Source organism: Mucilaginibacter humi (genome assembly GCF_013087555.1).
This window is the reverse complement of the sequence record NZ_JABFCR010000032.1, coordinates 1-14,400: the sequence shown is the minus strand read 5'-3', so window position 1 is coordinate 14,400 and position 14,400 is coordinate 1. Positions and strand designations below refer to the sequence as shown.

The 14,400-nt window shown below is 42.1% G+C and carries 15 protein-coding genes, 1 tRNA gene and 5 pseudogenes; 14 read left to right on the top strand and 7 right to left on the bottom strand.

All coding sequences use genetic code 11. The features are described 5' to 3' along the window. Positions 1 to 101: 101 nt before the first annotated feature. The 4 genes and pseudogenes from HK413_RS07975 to HK413_RS07965 all read left to right on the top strand — a co-directional run bounded on the left by HK413_RS07975 (position 102) and on the right by HK413_RS07965 (position 2,938). Positions 102 to 512: a PAS domain-containing protein gene (locus HK413_RS07975; protein WP_175269795.1), complete on the top strand. Its 411-nt coding sequence runs from the start codon at positions 102 to 104 to the stop codon at positions 510 to 512. Positions 513 to 561: 49 nt separating this feature from the next. Further along, positions 562 to 855, top strand: a pseudogene (locus tag HK413_RS17380) (PAS domain-containing protein); the annotation flags it as partial. Next, entirely contained in the window at positions 853 to 2,436 is a 1,584-nt protein-coding gene (locus tag HK413_RS07970) for a PAS domain-containing protein (RefSeq protein WP_246230057.1), read from the top strand. The pseudogene HK413_RS17380 and the gene HK413_RS07970, both read left to right, overlap by 3 nt. A gap of 49 nt (positions 2,437 to 2,485) precedes the next feature. Further along, positions 2,486 to 2,938 (top strand): PAS domain-containing protein, encoded by a 453-nt coding sequence (locus HK413_RS07965; RefSeq protein ID WP_262886832.1) that lies wholly within the window; start codon positions 2,486 to 2,488, stop codon positions 2,936 to 2,938. 555 nt (positions 2,939 to 3,493) lie between these two features. Here HK413_RS07965 and HK413_RS07960 read toward each other — a convergent pair. After that, positions 3,494 to 3,567, bottom strand: a tRNA-Met gene (locus tag HK413_RS07960). A gap of 97 nt (positions 3,568 to 3,664) precedes the next feature. Between HK413_RS07960 and HK413_RS07955 the strand changes: the two are divergent. The 6 genes and pseudogenes from HK413_RS07955 (at position 3,665) to ribA (ending at position 6,942) form a co-directional block, all read left to right on the top strand. After that, positions 3,665 to 4,043: pseudogene (locus HK413_RS07955) on the top strand (START-like domain-containing protein). A gap of 27 nt (positions 4,044 to 4,070) precedes the next feature. Continuing rightward, a complete protein-coding gene (locus HK413_RS17375; protein ID WP_317169392.1) occupies positions 4,071 to 4,325 on the top strand; it encodes an LptF/LptG family permease in 255 nt (84 codons plus the stop codon). Further along, positions 4,300 to 5,556, top strand: a complete 1,257-nt coding sequence (locus HK413_RS07950; RefSeq protein WP_246230049.1) for an LptF/LptG family permease — start codon at positions 4,300 to 4,302, stop codon at positions 5,554 to 5,556. Before HK413_RS17375 ends, HK413_RS07950 begins: the two co-directional genes overlap by 26 nt. A 145-nt stretch (positions 5,557 to 5,701) precedes the next feature. Then, positions 5,702 to 5,962 carry a 3,4-dihydroxy-2-butanone-4-phosphate synthase gene (locus tag HK413_RS22150; RefSeq protein ID WP_394353149.1) on the top strand — a complete coding sequence of 87 codons (261 nt, stop codon included), beginning with the start codon at positions 5,702 to 5,704 and terminating at the stop codon, positions 5,960 to 5,962. Next, positions 5,895 to 6,488: a 3,4-dihydroxy-2-butanone-4-phosphate synthase gene (gene ribB / locus HK413_RS22145; RefSeq protein ID WP_394353148.1), complete on the top strand. Its 594-nt coding sequence runs from the start codon at positions 5,895 to 5,897 to the stop codon at positions 6,486 to 6,488. The genes HK413_RS22150 and ribB overlap by 68 nt, the downstream gene beginning before the upstream one ends. Next, positions 6,488 to 6,942, top strand: a pseudogene (gene ribA, locus HK413_RS22140) (GTP cyclohydrolase II RibA). The gene ribB and the pseudogene ribA overlap by 1 nt, the downstream one beginning before the upstream one ends. On the opposite strand, the gene HK413_RS07940 reads toward ribA, so the two are convergent. Beyond that, complete coding sequence (locus HK413_RS07940; RefSeq protein ID WP_175269792.1) at positions 6,939 to 7,268, bottom strand: hypothetical protein; 330 nt, start codon at positions 7,266 to 7,268, stop codon at positions 6,939 to 6,941. The pseudogene ribA and the gene HK413_RS07940 overlap by 4 nt on opposite strands. A gap of 31 nt (positions 7,269 to 7,299) precedes the next feature. On the opposite strand from HK413_RS07940, the gene HK413_RS07935 reads away from it, so the two are divergent. Continuing rightward, entirely contained in the window at positions 7,300 to 7,599 is a 300-nt protein-coding gene (locus HK413_RS07935; protein WP_175269791.1) for a hypothetical protein, read from the top strand. On the opposite strand, the gene HK413_RS07930 is transcribed toward HK413_RS07935, so the two are convergent. From HK413_RS07930 to HK413_RS07920, 3 genes are read right to left on the bottom strand one after another with little or no spacing between them, the layout of a single operon-like run. Then, a complete protein-coding gene (locus HK413_RS07930) occupies positions 7,559 to 10,183 on the bottom strand; it encodes a translocation/assembly module TamB domain-containing protein (protein ID WP_175269790.1) in 2,625 nt (874 codons plus the stop codon). The two genes, HK413_RS07935 and HK413_RS07930, sit on opposite strands and share 41 nt — an antisense overlap. Further along, positions 10,143 to 11,015: a hypothetical protein gene (locus HK413_RS07925; RefSeq protein ID WP_175269789.1), complete on the bottom strand. Its 873-nt coding sequence runs from the start codon at positions 11,013 to 11,015 to the stop codon at positions 10,143 to 10,145. The genes HK413_RS07930 and HK413_RS07925 overlap by 41 nt, the downstream gene beginning before the upstream one ends. Further along, positions 11,005 to 11,424 carry a hypothetical protein gene (locus HK413_RS07920; RefSeq protein ID WP_175269788.1) on the bottom strand — a complete coding sequence of 140 codons (420 nt, stop codon included), beginning with the start codon at positions 11,422 to 11,424 and terminating at the stop codon, positions 11,005 to 11,007. The genes HK413_RS07925 and HK413_RS07920 overlap by 11 nt, the downstream gene beginning before the upstream one ends. A gap of 224 nt (positions 11,425 to 11,648) precedes the next feature. Between HK413_RS07920 and tsaD the strand changes: the two genes are divergently transcribed. Then, a complete protein-coding gene (gene tsaD, locus HK413_RS07915) occupies positions 11,649 to 12,653 on the top strand; it encodes a tRNA (adenosine(37)-N6)-threonylcarbamoyltransferase complex transferase subunit TsaD (protein ID WP_175269787.1) in 1,005 nt (334 codons plus the stop codon). Between the two features lie 123 nt (positions 12,654 to 12,776). After that, entirely contained in the window at positions 12,777 to 12,947 is a 171-nt protein-coding gene (locus HK413_RS07910; RefSeq protein WP_175269786.1) for a hypothetical protein, read from the top strand. 66 nt (positions 12,948 to 13,013) lie between these two features. Here HK413_RS07910 and HK413_RS20985 read toward each other — a convergent pair whose 3' ends face one another. Then, positions 13,014 to 13,250 (bottom strand): polysaccharide deacetylase family protein, encoded by a 237-nt coding sequence (locus HK413_RS20985; RefSeq protein WP_317169391.1) that lies wholly within the window; start codon positions 13,248 to 13,250, stop codon positions 13,014 to 13,016. 82 nt (positions 13,251 to 13,332) lie between these two features. Then, a pseudogene (locus HK413_RS22135) lies at positions 13,333 to 13,640 on the bottom strand (polysaccharide deacetylase family protein). Between the two features lie 91 nt (positions 13,641 to 13,731). On the opposite strand from HK413_RS22135, the pseudogene HK413_RS07900 reads away from it, so the two are divergent. Then, a pseudogene (locus HK413_RS07900) lies at positions 13,732 to 14,400 on the top strand (TolC family protein); the annotation flags it as partial.

Sequence of the window (14,400 nt, the reverse complement as noted above, 5' to 3'; positions counted from 1 at the left end):
AAATTTAAGGCGCTATCATTAATTTTTAAGAAAAATTTGTAACTATCATTATCCTGAGGTTATATTAGTAAACGCGTTTCGGAGAAACCAATGTAACCTATATGCTGACTATCGAGAAGCTGGAATCTATTTTTGCCGATTTTCCTGTCGCCGCTTTATTGTTGACGGCCGATGATCGATTTCAAATAATTGAAGCCAATGAGGCTTATCTGCAACTGTTGTCCCGCTCCGGGGAGAGTCTGTGCGGCCGGCCTTTCTTCGATGTCTTTCCGGATCTGCAGCCCGATGATCCGGAGTCGCCCATCAGGCGGACAGGTCAAAGTATCCGGCGCTCTATCGAACTTAAACAACCACAGGCTCCCGGCACTATACCATATCCGGTATGCGACAGGTTAGGCCACACACGGTTACGGTTTTGGGTGCCCGAATTTTTGCCAGTAGTTGATGAGCGTGGTGCGGTGGTTTATGTTTGCCAACTTATTCATGAACTAAGGGAAAGCCCCGGCCTTTAACGCTACCTTATGAGCGAATTTTTGAAACTGCTCAAAATCCGTTTTTTTATCAGACGAACAAGGAGAAGTGCTTGCGGTAAATGATGCTGCTTGCCGGTTGTTTGGTTTCAACAGGGAAGACGCGAACCGGGTATACCGGCAGGATGTGCTGGATAATAACGACCCGCGCTTGCACCAGCTATTGCTGCAACGCAAACAGTTTGGCGCGGCCAAAGGCGAAGTTACCGGTATCTTACCCGGCGGCGAACGTTTCCCCTGCGAATATTCATCTGTACAGTTCTTTACAGATGCGGGCGAGCATCGTTATTGCACCGAGATCACCGATATACGTAAATGGAAGATGGCCGAAGAACACATCCGGCAATCGGAAGAGAACCTTCGCGCGATTTTTAACCATACGGTGGAAGGTTTTGTGTTGGTGGATACAGAGCTGGAGATCGTGGCGTCAAACGATAAGGCAGATGAACTCATCTTTCAGCACGCGAACGGGAACAAGGTAAAAGCCGGAAACTCCCTGCTTGATTATTTACCGGAGGACCGCAGACCTGTTTTCAAAATGGCCGCTTCAAGAGCATTGGCCGGTGAAGCTATCGCCTATGAAAAAGCGTATCCTGCCGCTGACGGCAGCCTTCGCTGGTATTGTTTTGGCATTAATCCGGTTCAAGAGCAAGGCAAAATTACTGGTTTATGCGTATCAGGGAGGGACATTACTCTTCAAAAGCACGCGGAAGAAAAGCTAATCAACAGCGAAAAGCGGTTTAGAGGGTTAGTAGAAAATAATTCAGATGCCATCGCAATCCTGTCTGCGGAAGGAAAAATAGGATATATATCGCCGGCGGGTGAAAAAATCACTGGCTATACAGAAGCAGAAGCGACACAATTAGACGCTTTGATAATCGTATATCATGGCGATCTGCCAACGGTCCAACAAATAATGGCTGCCATACTGGCTCAACCCGGCATTCCGGTAAATACCGGGGCCATTCGTATAGTGCATAAGGACGGAACCTTGCGTTGGGTTGAAGCTACGCTCACGAATATGCTGCATGACCCGGTTATTGACGGTATCATTAATAATTTCAGGGACGTGACTGCACGTGTGGAAAGCGACCTGAAATTGCAGGCCGCACAACGACACATCGAATTGTCAGAAGAAAAATATCGCAAAATATTTAACCTCAGCCCGCTGCCAAAATGGATATATGATACAGAGACATTGTGTATCATCGAAGTTAATGAAGCCGCTGTCAAGCATTATGGCTACTCAAGGGAAGAGTTTTTATCAATGACGATTATGGATATCCGGCCCGCTGAAGACTCGGTTGCCTTAACCGATGTTTTGCAGACACTAACAGATAAGGCGTATAAACCGACAAATTACTGGCGCCATCTTAAAAAGGACGGATCAGTTATCCTGGTGGAGATTACCGGGCATCCCATTGATTATGTGGGTCGGCGGGCCCGCATGGTTATTTGCCGGGATATTACAGAACAGATCAAGGCCGAAACCAGTATCATCCAAAGTAACGAAAGATTCCGGCTGGCAGCCAAAGCCGCGTCTGACGCTATATGGGACTGGGATATTGTAAATAAACTGGTTTGGATAGGCGAAGGCTTCTCGTCACTCTTCGGCTATGCCGAGGCAGGTGAAATGGTCGCGATCGACTGGATACTGGATAGGCTGCATCCGGATGACCAGCCCGAAGTATTGCTGCGTATCAATGCGGTGTTGGATGGTGAACTTACGACCCGCTGGCAGGATGAATACCGTTTTGAAAAAGCTGACGGAACGTATGCTATCATATCGAATAATGCAATGGTGATCCGCGGAGAGCAAGGCCAGCCATTGCGGATGATAGGTGCAATGAAAGACGTGACCCACCAGAAGGCCGAAGAGCATCACCTCAGGCTCCCGAATCAGTGATCACCAATACAACAGATGCCGTAATGATAACCACCGCCGGGGGCAAGGTTTGCCTTCCGTTATCTATGTCAACAGCGCCTTTTCAAAAATGACGGGGTATACTGCTGAAGAGATCAAAGCGGGAGGTATTGACTTGTTACATGGACAGCAAACCGACAAACTGCAGATAGCCAAGCTAAGCCAGGCGATGCGAAATCAGGAAAGCTGCGCAATTGAAGTGGTGTTTTATAAAAAAGGCGGACAGCCTTATTGGGCCTCTCTGGCCATTGCACCGGTTGCTAATGCCGACGGGCAGGTAAACAATTATATTGCTATTGAACGGGATATTACCGAACGGATGAATTATTTAACAGCAATAGAAGAACAGAATAAACAGTTGCGCGACATTGCCTGGTCCCAGTCACATATCGTGCGCGCGCCGCTGGCCCGCATTATTGGACTGACAGAAATGGCTACCGATGCGAAAAACCGAAATTATTGCCTCAGATTTTGCCTTTCCTAAAAAAATCAGCCGATGAACTGGATGCTGTCATCCGGGATATCGTTGAGAAGACAAGGAGTAATGACCCGTCTGCGACGTGAGGGAATACGATAATTGATTTTAACTGCTTGCCTTTTAGCCGACAGCGGTATCACTTTAGTAACCATACCGAAATAATTTCAACTATCTATTGTAATACGACTACGACAAATAATTAAGTAACATGGTTTTTGATATTACGGTCGGATGAGCTGGATTTTTCCAATTGGATCCAGGCGTATGGATATATTGGCTCTCATGGGCGTGATTATTATTTTTCGCTTCTACATAACCATATGATATGATACTAAACATGGGAGTGACCCATTTTTTTTTAGTATGACCTCCTGCTTCTTTCATGCTTTGATAATAAGGTTTATTAATCAACTAAGCTACTGACTTTTTAATAACAGACCAGACAAAAGGAAAATCGGGCCGGATTTTGATGAATTTTGGGGAGTACAGGCATAAAACTGTAAAACACGAATGTATATAACAAGAAAAGCCGCCAGAAAATGTCTGACGGCTTTCTGCCGGTAGCGGGGAGCAGGATCGAACTGCCGACCTTAGGGTTATGAATCCTACGCTCTAACCATCTGAGCTACCCCGCCGGATGTGGTGCCCTAAAAAAGGTTTGCAAATATAGGATAAATTCGTTTCCTTTAGAAAAAATGTTAATATTGTGGCTTAAGCCTGAATTATAACCCCATGTCTGAGAAGAAGAAGTTTAATATTGAGTATGAAATAAAATCATCTCCAAGAATACTATATACTTTCCTGAATGAGCCCAACGGGCTTACCCAATGGTTTGCTGATGATGTAAGTGTGCGCGACCAGGTTTATACCTTTACCTCGATGGCGAGCAGCAAAAAGCTAAATTAATAGCCATAAAAGAAAATAAGCTGGTAAAATTTAAATGGGATGATGACGAGCCGCAATGCTATTTTGAAATGGAAATAATCCAGACGAGTTAACTAATGATGTTGCTTTAAGTATAACCGATTTTGCCACCGAAGAAACCATAGGTGAAAGAAAATTGATCTGGGATAATCAGATTCAGTACCTAATTAGCGTTCTAGGTGCATAAAGGGATAAAATTCCCTAATTTTGCGCCGTGAAAAAGATCCACCTCTTATTACTAAAATCATTTATAAGGCCATTTATAGTGACCTTTGTGATAGTAATGTTTGTGTTGCTAATGCTATTTCTATGGAAATACATTGACGACCTGATAGGCAAAGGATTTGAATGGTATGTTATTGCCGAACTGATGTTATATGCATCGGCAACCAACGTGCAAATGGCGCTGCCGCTTTCCGTACTTCTTTCTTCTATTATGACGTATGGCAGCCTCGGGCGAAAATTATGAGTTGGTAGCTATTAAGTCTGCCGGCATATCCTTAACCCGTGCCCTGTACCCTATGTTTGTAGCGGTATTGGTGTTGAGTATAGGCGCGTTTTTCTTTTCGGATTACATGTTGCCTAAAGCAAACCTAAAATACTACTCATTACTGTGGGATGCACGCGAGCAAAAATCAGCCAACTTTTTACCTGAAGGGGTTTTTAGTAGCAGCTTCCCCGGTTATACCATTCGCGTTGATAAAAAGGATGCCGACGGACAAACCCTGCATGGCGTAACCATCTACGCAAAAAGTGTCGATTTTGAAAACCCCGGCTACGTTTTAAAAGCTAAAAAGGGTAATATGTATCGGTCAAACGATAACAAATATCTGATCATTAACCTTGAAGATGGTATCCGTTATGAGGAGAAACCAGGCGGTGGTAATTTCAATCCAAATCCACGACAGATATTAACACGTTTCCGCTTTAAAACAGCACAATACAAATTAGACCTTACCGGGCTTGCTTTTAAACGGACAGATGAAAGTGGTTTTAGCCGTGCCTTCCAGATGATGAACAGGCGTTTGTTAAAAGATACCATGAGAAAGATTGATCATGTAATTGATAGCGGCCGCAGGGTTAACTATGGGTTACTTACGGCTTATATCAAATACTTCTCTATGCCGCGCAGTAAAGACATGGTTGATAAAACCCATGCTGAATATAAACAAGGGGTAATGAATTTTGGTACCAACAACCAAAAATTAAGTTATATAACCAATGCCCTAAGCGAGGCCCGGTCTGTACAAGACCTGATCAAACAACGTAACGAGCGTTATAAGGATGCATCATACAGTGTACATAGCGCGGCGGTTGAGTACCAAAAGAAATTTACTTTATCAGCAGCTTGCCCGGTACTGTTTTTAATTGGGGCACCATTGGGTGCAATTATTCGTAAAGGTGGGCTTGGCTTACCAGTGGTGGTGTCGGTAGTATTTTTCCTCATCTATCATATCATATCAACCATAGGCGAGAAAGCGGTTAAAGCCGGAGATGCATCTGCATTTTGGGGTATGTGGATAGCTATTATAATTTTAACGCCTATAGGGCTGTTCTTATCTTATAAAGCCGCTAATGATTCGGTGATATTTGATGCCGATATATACAAACGGGTGTTTAACGCGGCATTCGGCCGGGTAATGTCAGCCTTTAAGCGTAAGGTAGATCTTAGCGGACAGGCTGTTGAGGAGCAGACTTAAAAGATTAGTAATTAAAGTTGTAGTATTAGTTGAGGTAACTAACACTGCTATCACTAATCTTTAATCTTCAGTAATCCAATCTTCGCCACAATCTTTACAAACTGCCGACCTGTTTTTTTACATAATGCGTTAACTTTGTTACTATATGGTACGTATCCATATAAAAAGCTACCAAAAGTACAAGATGCTAAACACTATTCCAGAGGCCATAGAAGCTATAAAAGCAGGCGAAATAATAATTGTTGTTGATGATGAGGATAGAGAGAACGAGGGCGATTTTTTAACCGCGGCACGTTTTGCTACGCCAGAGGCTGTGAACTTTATGGTGCACCACGGCCGTGGCCCTGGTTTGCGCCCCAATTACCCAGCAACGCGCTACCGAACTGGAACTGGAGCCCATGGTTAGCAATAACACTACCTCATACGAAACAAATTTTACTGTTTCTGTTGATTTGCTGGAGGGCTGTACTACGGGTATCTCGGCTACGGACAGGTCAAAAACTATTATGGCTTTAATTGATCCGGCTACTAAGCCAGAGGATTTAGGAAGGCCGGGCCACATCTTCCCCTTGATAGCGAAAAATGGTGGCGTATTGCGCCGCGCCGGGCATACTGAAGCAACTATTGACCTTGCGGTACTTGCCGGGTTAGAGCCTGCAGGTGTTATCTGCGAGATAATGAATGATAAGGGCGACATGGCCCGCTTACCGGAATTATTTGAACTGGCCAAAACACATGATCTTAAAATCGTATCTATAAAGGACCTGATCGCTTATCGTTTAGATACCGAAACCATGATTAAAAAGGAAGTAGCTGTAAGGCTGCCTACCGAATGGGGCGATTTTGAAATGATAGCTTACACCCAATTAAATACCGGAGAAAACCACATGGCCTTGGTTAAAGGTACCGGGAGCCGGAAGAGCCTATTTTAGTGCGTGTACACAGCTCATGCATCACCGGTGATATATTTGGTTCATGCCGTTGCGATTGTGGCCCGCAGTTGCACAAATCAATGGAGATGATAGCTAAAGAAGGCAAAGGAGCCATTGTTTATATGAACCAGAGGGCAGGGGCATTGGCCCGGTTAATAAATTAAAAGCCTATAATTTACAAGATAACGGTTTTGATACCGTGGAGGCTAATATTAAATTAGGTTTTGGTATGGATGAGCGCGATTACGGCATTGGCGCGCAGATATTACGCAGCCTGGGTATATCAAAAATGCGCTTAATGAGCAATAATCCTAAGAAAAGAGCGGGACTGATAGGTTACGGGTTAGAGGTAGTAGAGAATGTGCCGATAGAAATAGCTTCAAACCCGCATAACGAGGCTTACCTACGAACCAAAAGAGACAAAATGGATCACTCCATTATGCGCGATCACTAATTATCGTCGTCTTCATTTTTTTTTATCGGCTGCGGTGGTGTAACCGGTGTCGCTGCCGGGGTGCCGCCTGATAATGGTGTAGTTGTGGGCGTAGGTAACGGCGCAACACCTACATTGGTTCGCCTGCGGCGGGTAAATATGTTTCTTATAAATTCACCAAAGTTGTTAAAATCTGTTTGATAAATTAGGCCCAATCCATTAACATATTGCGGCGATAACTGATCAATATAATTTAACGTAGTAGTATTTAACACCCGGTAAGAGTAGCGCGCGGTAAGTGATCCGTCGGCCCTGATAAAATAGGATGCTTCAAAATCCTTAGTCAAATTATTAAAGTTTGAATTTAGCAGGTTTGAGTTGTTAAATAAGTTAGAGCTGCCGTTGTTGTTAAATAAGCTCCCGTTAAATACCAGCCTGTCATTAAAAAGCTTTAACGATGCGCTGGCATCATTAAATGAGCGGATATTAAAATCAAAATACTTAATGTTTGACTGTGCTATCAGGCTGTTTATTTTATTAAAGGCAAACTCGCTTATGGCGCTGGTGGCTGTAGCCGCTACTTGGTTAGTTAAATTACTACCTGTACCCGAGTTAAAGTTACGCCTTACAATAACACTTAATGCCTGCTGGTTGCGGTTGTTGGGGTCAGCAAGGTAAGTGCCCGGTCATCTTTAACAGATGGGTCTGTAGGGAAATTAAAATCAAAGTTAATTTCGGGCGCTAAAAGCGATTTGGTAAGTAATAACTCTGCCTGTACCAATATCTGCTCATTACCTTTAGGCGATTGCAGGCCCGCAGCGGTATATAGCGGGGCTATATCTGTACGTACCTCATAAGTAGCTTTAAGGTTGATCTCGGCATTGGTAGGGTTACCTGTCCAGCGTATGCTACCGCCCCGGTTAACCGTAAAGTTTTTGCTGATGAAGTTTTTGGCTGTAAAGTCAAACTTTCCGGATGTGATCACAAACTCGCCGAACATATCAAAATCGCCCAAACTGTTTATCCGCAGCTTTAAGTTTTTAGCTTGGCCGCTGCCCTGTAATACGCCGTAATCAGTAGTTATCTTTACAATGGCCTTCTCATCCACTGTCAGGTCAAAATTAAGTGTAACGCCATTAAACGCCTTTACTTTTTCTATAGCTTTTAAACCAAGTGTATCTTTATGACTCACAAATTTTATAAAGTCATACTCGCTTACAGTTGATGACGTATTAAGCGGGATATTGAATACTGTACCGGCTTGTGTAGCGGCCGTTATGTTGATATTCATATTATCAATAGGGCCGTTAAACTTAAAATCGCCTGACGCATAGGCGGTGCCGAAGTACAAGTGGTTATCCTTAAAGCTGGTATTTAGCGCCAATAAGTTATTAGCCTTAAGGTCGACATCGATAGTAGGGTTTGATAAGTTATTCAAATCTACCTTGCCGTTGGCTATTCCCGTGCCTCCGCGAAAATCCTTCAACGTCATGTTGGTGATATTGACCACGCTATTGGTCACACTTAATTTATCATTAACTGTATAAGCCGTTTTTAAATAATTTACGGTAACACCGGTATTTACTAAAGTGAGGGTTCCGTTTAATTGCGGCTTAGCTAATGTGCCTGTTAATTTCAGATCGGTAGATATAGTGCCTTTCAAATCAGATACCGTGTCCTTAATAAAAGGCTCAAAAATTATGGCTTCAGTTTGGGTCATTTTGACATCAAAGTCAAGCTTGTCTTCTTTACCTTTTCCTAAATAATAAGCACCGCCAATATTTAATGTTTCTAAGCCGCGGTTAAGTATGTTTACGTTTACATTGGCCCGGCTGCGTTCATTGTCTAAATTTGATACTAACTTAATATTGCCCACCATTGTATTGTTCATTTTAAATGAATCAATATTTAAATGCGCGTCAATCCCCGGTGATTTCATGATAGAACTGAACATTATATCTCCGTTCATCGTTCCGTTTAGGTCTATGCCGGCGGTTTTAGTAAGCTCGTTAAGCGTAGCCATGCTAAATTTAATGAACGACAGTTTTAACTTGTCGGCAGGATTGTCAGATATAAACCCGTCTATCCTTGCTCTTTGTTCGCCATTTGAAAGCTCGAAGCCTTCTACCCGGGTCTTGCCATCCAGTAATTTTATTCTTACCTGCTCCTGCAAGTGCCACTTTTGATGCTCTAAGATAATATCTGATGGCAGCAACATAAGCCGGGCTGTAGTATCCGTACCAAACTTAACTAAACCGTAAAGGTCCAGTTGGTTGGTAGCGTCTTTGTCGGCAAGCTTTACGTTAAATCTTAAGCTGTCGTTACTTACAAAGTTTGTAATGTCAATATTTTTAATAAAGAGTTCATTGGTAAGGTCAACCCGTTTTAACGACAAGTTGAGTCCCAAAAACGCGTCGCTGGTACTTTCATCCAAAATAAAATCATGAAATACAATTTTTTTATACTTTATAGTTTTGATATACCCATTAATAGTTGCCGTTTTTTCGACCGAGTTAAACTTGCCTATAAAAGTTCCCTGTTCGGGGATCTTCAGGTCGGGCAGGAAGATGGCGGTAAGCGGGTCAAGGTTCTTGATCTTTAAGTTAAGATCAAAGTTTTGCGGCTTGGGTGGGGTAATATCAGTTTTTAACGACGGGATATACTTTTTAGCAATTGTTTTGAAATAAGATGGCAAGGTAGCCAGATCATAACTGCCTTTTATACTACCGTCCAGCGCGTCTGATTCTAACGCTATTCGCCTTAAATCGCCTTTGCCAGTTGCAGAAATATATACAGAATCAAGCAGGTAATTGTTCCGTGGGTCAATTATCCTTATAGGCGACAATAATATATTCCCTTCGAAGTTTTTAAGGCTGTTGCCAGAAAATGTTGTTTTTAGCTGCGCGCTTATAACAATGGTGTCCTTCATCAATTTCAGCGCATGCAGATTGGCATCATGTACGTTAGCAGTAAAATTGTATACCGGTAAAGTAGGGTTAAGATCAAGGCTGCCTATACCATCAAACTTTATATTTTTATCGTTGATGGTTAACTTGGCATTTATCTTTTTATTGGCGTAAGTGCCATTTGCCGCTATGTTTTTATAATTGTAATTCTTGAAATTAAAGTAAGCTATGTTGGCGCTTACATTTTCATTCAGGTTTTTAAGCCCATTGCCGCTGCCTTTAACAACCGCCTTAAATGTTGTACGGCCTATGGTGTTATCGCCTATTAAAACACCCGGGTTTAAAATCATAAGCATCAACGGTGCCGGTGTAAGCAGGTATCCCGTCTTTGTTTATTTTAAGTTTGATATTGGGGTCAAACCGGCCTAATTGCGTTTTAAATGTGCCTGTTGCTGCAAAATCATTTTGTAAACCTTTAAACTCGCCGGTGAAATTTACGTTGCCAAAACGGCCGACAATTTCGGGAGCCACGGCTTTTGGGTCGCCGGTAAAATGGCTGTACAAATAATCAAGGTCTTTTTTATTGGTAGCTAACTGGTCAAATTTAAGGTCGAGGTGGGTTTTATCCCAATCGGGCAATCCCTTAAAGTTAAAATCGCCTTTTATAAAAGTGGCACGGCCGGCAGTAATTGTAAGGCTTTTTGCTTTTAAATTGTTAACTAAGCCGGTTATACGGCCATCAACTCCTAACTCAAAATTTATCTTTTCTAACCCGGTAGTAAAATAAGCGATATCGGTTGATGAAATATGTGACGAATGAAGTTGGCCATCTATGTGTACCTTGTTAACAAAATCGCCAAAATCGCCAAAATCTTTAAACCTCATGTCGAGCTGATTCCTTATAATCGACTTTGGCGTTTGGATAATCAGGTGCTGCGCCAAAATCCTATTGGTATCAATTGTAGTAAGCGCACTATAGTTTTTTAAGTAGAACCCCGCTTTTTCCTTTAGCGTAAGGTGTTGTACATCACCCTTAAAAGTGTGGTGTTTAAGGTCCATATTATTAACCGCGACACTTAGATTATAAACATCCAGATCATCAAAGTTTATCCCTGTTATTTTGTTGTTCTTATTCAGATCATGAAAACGGAAATGGAAATTATTTACTACGGTGCGCTCAAAGATCATGGTCCAGGTTTGCCGGGCACTTTTTAGTAGTGTCTTTTGATTTTAAGCTGTCTAATACAAATTGCAGGTTAGTTACTTTGTTTTTGTAGTTTTTAAGGTAAAACGAGCCGTTGTCTAACTGTATCAGTTTAAAGTCAAGTTTACGGTCACTAATAGAACTGAAAACCGAGAAGCCGTTAAGCTCGACAGTAAGTTTTGGGGTGTGTACTAAAGTGTCGCGTTCTTTATCAAGCACATAAAAATCTTCAAGTACTACTGATGAAAAAGGCTTAATGTACAGGCTTTTAACTTTAACCTCGGTGCCCAGCTTTTTTGACAAATAGGCTGTTGCCTTTTTTGCGGCCCAGGTTTGTACCGGTTTATATTGAAACAGCAGCAGCAGTATGCTCACCGTTAACAGCAGGAACAAGACAATGCTTAAGGCTATTTTTAGTACTTTTTAATAACTTTGGCCTTTAATTATTGAGTTACTGAATTATTGAATTAATGAATGTAGCATTGCCCTTCGCCACTTCAACAATTGTAAAGCTCAATAGTTTATTATTTAACTGTATTTAGTTACTTTGATTAAAGAATGTTTGATTAGTTTATAATACAAATCAATATTCAATAATTCAACAATTTCTATAATTAATGCCGCCTGTAATATTAGCCATCGAATCTTCTTGTGATGATACCTCTGCTTCGGTTTGTGTTGATGGTGTTGTATTAAGCAACGTTATTGCCAACCAATCTATACACGAAGCTTACGGTGGTGTCGTCCCTGAGCTTGCCTCAAGGGTTCATCAGCAAAATATTGTTCCGGCTGTACAGCAGGCATTACTAAAAGCAAAAGTAAGCAAAAATGCGGTGGATGCGGTAGCTTTTACGCGCGGACCGGGACTTTTAGGCTCATTGCTTGTTGGTGTATCATTTGCCAAGGCATTTGCGTTGGCTAAAAACATCCCGATTATTGAAATAAACCATATGCAGGCGCATGTGCTGGCCCATTTTATTGGCGATAATAAACCATCTTTCCCGTTTTTATGCCTTACGGTATCGGGCGGACACACGCAGATAGTTTTGGTGAAAGACTATTTTGATATGGAAGTGGTTGGCCAGACGCTGGATGATGCCGCAGGCGAAGCCATGGATAAAACCAGTAAAATATTAGGGCTGCCTTATCCCGGCGGACCTTTGATTGATAAACATGCACGCCTGGGCGACGCTGATAAATACAAGTTCCCTGAACCACAGATCCCCGGGTTTGATTTTAGCTTTAGCGGCTTAAAAACATCCATCCTGTATTTTATACGGGATAACGTGGCGCAAAACCCCAACTTTATTGCTGAAAATATAAACGATATTTGTGCCTCGGTTGAAAATAGGATTGTTACCATCCTGCTTAATAAGCTTAAAAAAGCTGCTGATGAATATGGTATAAAGGATATTGCGTTAGCCGGCGGAGTATCAGCTAATACCGGTTTGCGTAATGGCTTAAAAGCAATGGGTGTTAAATACGGCTGGAACTGCTTCATCCCCGAAATGCAATATTGCACAGATAACGCCGGGATGATTGCCATAGCCGGTTACCATAAATATTTACAAGGCGAATTTGCCGAACAAAGTATAACACCATTGGCAAGGATGCCGATGTAAGTAATGAGTGATTGAGCGAATGAGTGATTGAGTGAATGGTTACTAAAAGCGCAACATCCTATATAATAATAAACATGCTAATCACATTCACTAATTCAATCAATCACTAATTCACTCATTAAAATGACCGCTCCTTCACTCATCTTCTGGATAATTTTTGTATTACCACTTGTGGCATTTTTGATCTGGTTGATCCGACAGGATAAGCGCCAGGGATGGATAGGATTAATAGTACTGGCTATAACGGTTGTTGCTGCTATTGTTTGGATGTATGTGAAAACGGGCGGTAAATAGTATCGTAGGTAAGTGTCCCAACTGTCCCGGTTGTCCCATATGTCGCATCTGTACTGGGACAGTACACTAAAATGCGATCGCTTTAAACTCATATCCCTTCTTACTCCAATACTCCATTGCCTCAGGCAAAACAAACTCCAGCCGGTCAAACGCTTTAAGGCTATCGTGGAAAAGCACAATGTCGCCGGCCGAGGTATTCTTGGTTACATTATCCGTGCAGCTTTCGGGCCATATGTTCACATCAAAATCGCCGCTTAAAACGTTCCACATCACAAATTTCAAATCAGGCCTTGCCTCTTTCAACAGCCTAACCTGCGATCTCTTTATACGGCCATAGGGCGGCCTGAACAGGTTGCTGTCAATCAATTCATCAGCCTGTAAGAAATTATCCGTAGGTTATATCATCAGTTTTCCAACCTTTTAAGTGGTTGTACGTATGATTGCCTATGGCGTGGCCATCGGCCTTTATTTGCTCAAAAATCTCGGGATGTTTGCGTATGTTGTCGCCGATACAAAAAAAGTGGCTTTGGCATGGTACCGTTTTAAAATATTTAATACAAATGGTGTAACAATAGGTATAGGTCCATCGTCAAACGTCAGATAAATGCAACGGTCGGCCTTGTTTATATCCCGGGATAATTGCGGATACAGCTTTTTAAGAAGCCGTGGAGTTTTTACCAGTACATTTAACAAATATTATATTTGAGCAATTTGTAAAAATAGGTTGGGGTTCTCAAATATAACAGCTAATACTGAAATCTAATAATTGTACAGGAATATCCTTATGACAAAATTTATATTTAAACGGGTAACTCTTCTAAGTGTGCTGGTTATAGCTTTAACAGGCTTTACCGCAAAGGCGCAGGAGAAGGTCACCCTGCAAATGGCGGTTGATCGCGCTTTGGCCAATAACCTTAGCATAAAACAGGCCCGTGTGGCCGAGTCTATCGGTAGTTTAGACCTGCAACAAGCTAAAAACAATTTACTGCCAAGTTTAAACGCCAGTACCCGGGGTGGCTATAATTTTGGGCGCAGCCAGGTTGCAGGTTCATTTACATATACTTCATCAACCTCATTCAACGCCAATGGTAATGCACAGCTACAGGTTACACTTTACCGGGGCGGCCAGTTACGTAACCAAATAGTTCAAAACAGGTTATTGCTTGATGTGAATAAAGGACAGACAGCTAAAATTAAAAACGACCTGATCCTTAACGTTGTAACAACCTACCTGCAAATATTAACCAACCAGACCTTGTTGTTGCGGCAAAACAGCAAATAGATCTGGCCAATCAAACTTTAGCCAGATCAGACATCAGCTTTAAAGTAGGTAATCAAACGCTGGCCGATCTGTCGCAGGCCAAGGCGCAGGTATCAACAGCTAATTTAACTTTAACTACAGCACAAAATCAACTTGATCTTTCTATGTTGATACTAAAGCAATATATGGAGA

Excerpts from the sequence above, each read along its gene's own strand:
- HK413_RS22150 (WP_394353149.1), top strand. The coding sequence starts at position 5,702 with ATGGTACGTATCCATATAAAAAGCTACCAAAAGTACAAGATGCTAAAC.
- HK413_RS07970 (WP_246230057.1), top strand. The coding sequence starts at position 853 with ATGGCCGAAGAACACATCCGGCAATCGGAAGAGAACCTTCGCGCGATT.
- HK413_RS07930 (WP_175269790.1), bottom strand. The coding sequence starts at position 10,183 with ATGCTTATGATTTTAAACCCGGGTGTTTTAATAGGCGATAACACCATA.
- HK413_RS07975 (WP_175269795.1), top strand. The coding sequence starts at position 102 with ATGCTGACTATCGAGAAGCTGGAATCTATTTTTGCCGATTTTCCTGTC.
- tsaD (WP_175269787.1), top strand. The coding sequence starts at position 11,649 with ATGCCGCCTGTAATATTAGCCATCGAATCTTCTTGTGATGATACCTCT.
- HK413_RS07950 (WP_246230049.1), top strand. The coding sequence starts at position 4,300 with ATGGCAGCCTCGGGCGAAAATTATGAGTTGGTAGCTATTAAGTCTGCC.
- HK413_RS07910 (WP_175269786.1), top strand. The coding sequence starts at position 12,777 with ATGACCGCTCCTTCACTCATCTTCTGGATAATTTTTGTATTACCACTT.
- HK413_RS07925 (WP_175269789.1), bottom strand. The coding sequence starts at position 11,015 with ATGATCTTTGAGCGCACCGTAGTAAATAATTTCCATTTCCGTTTTCAT.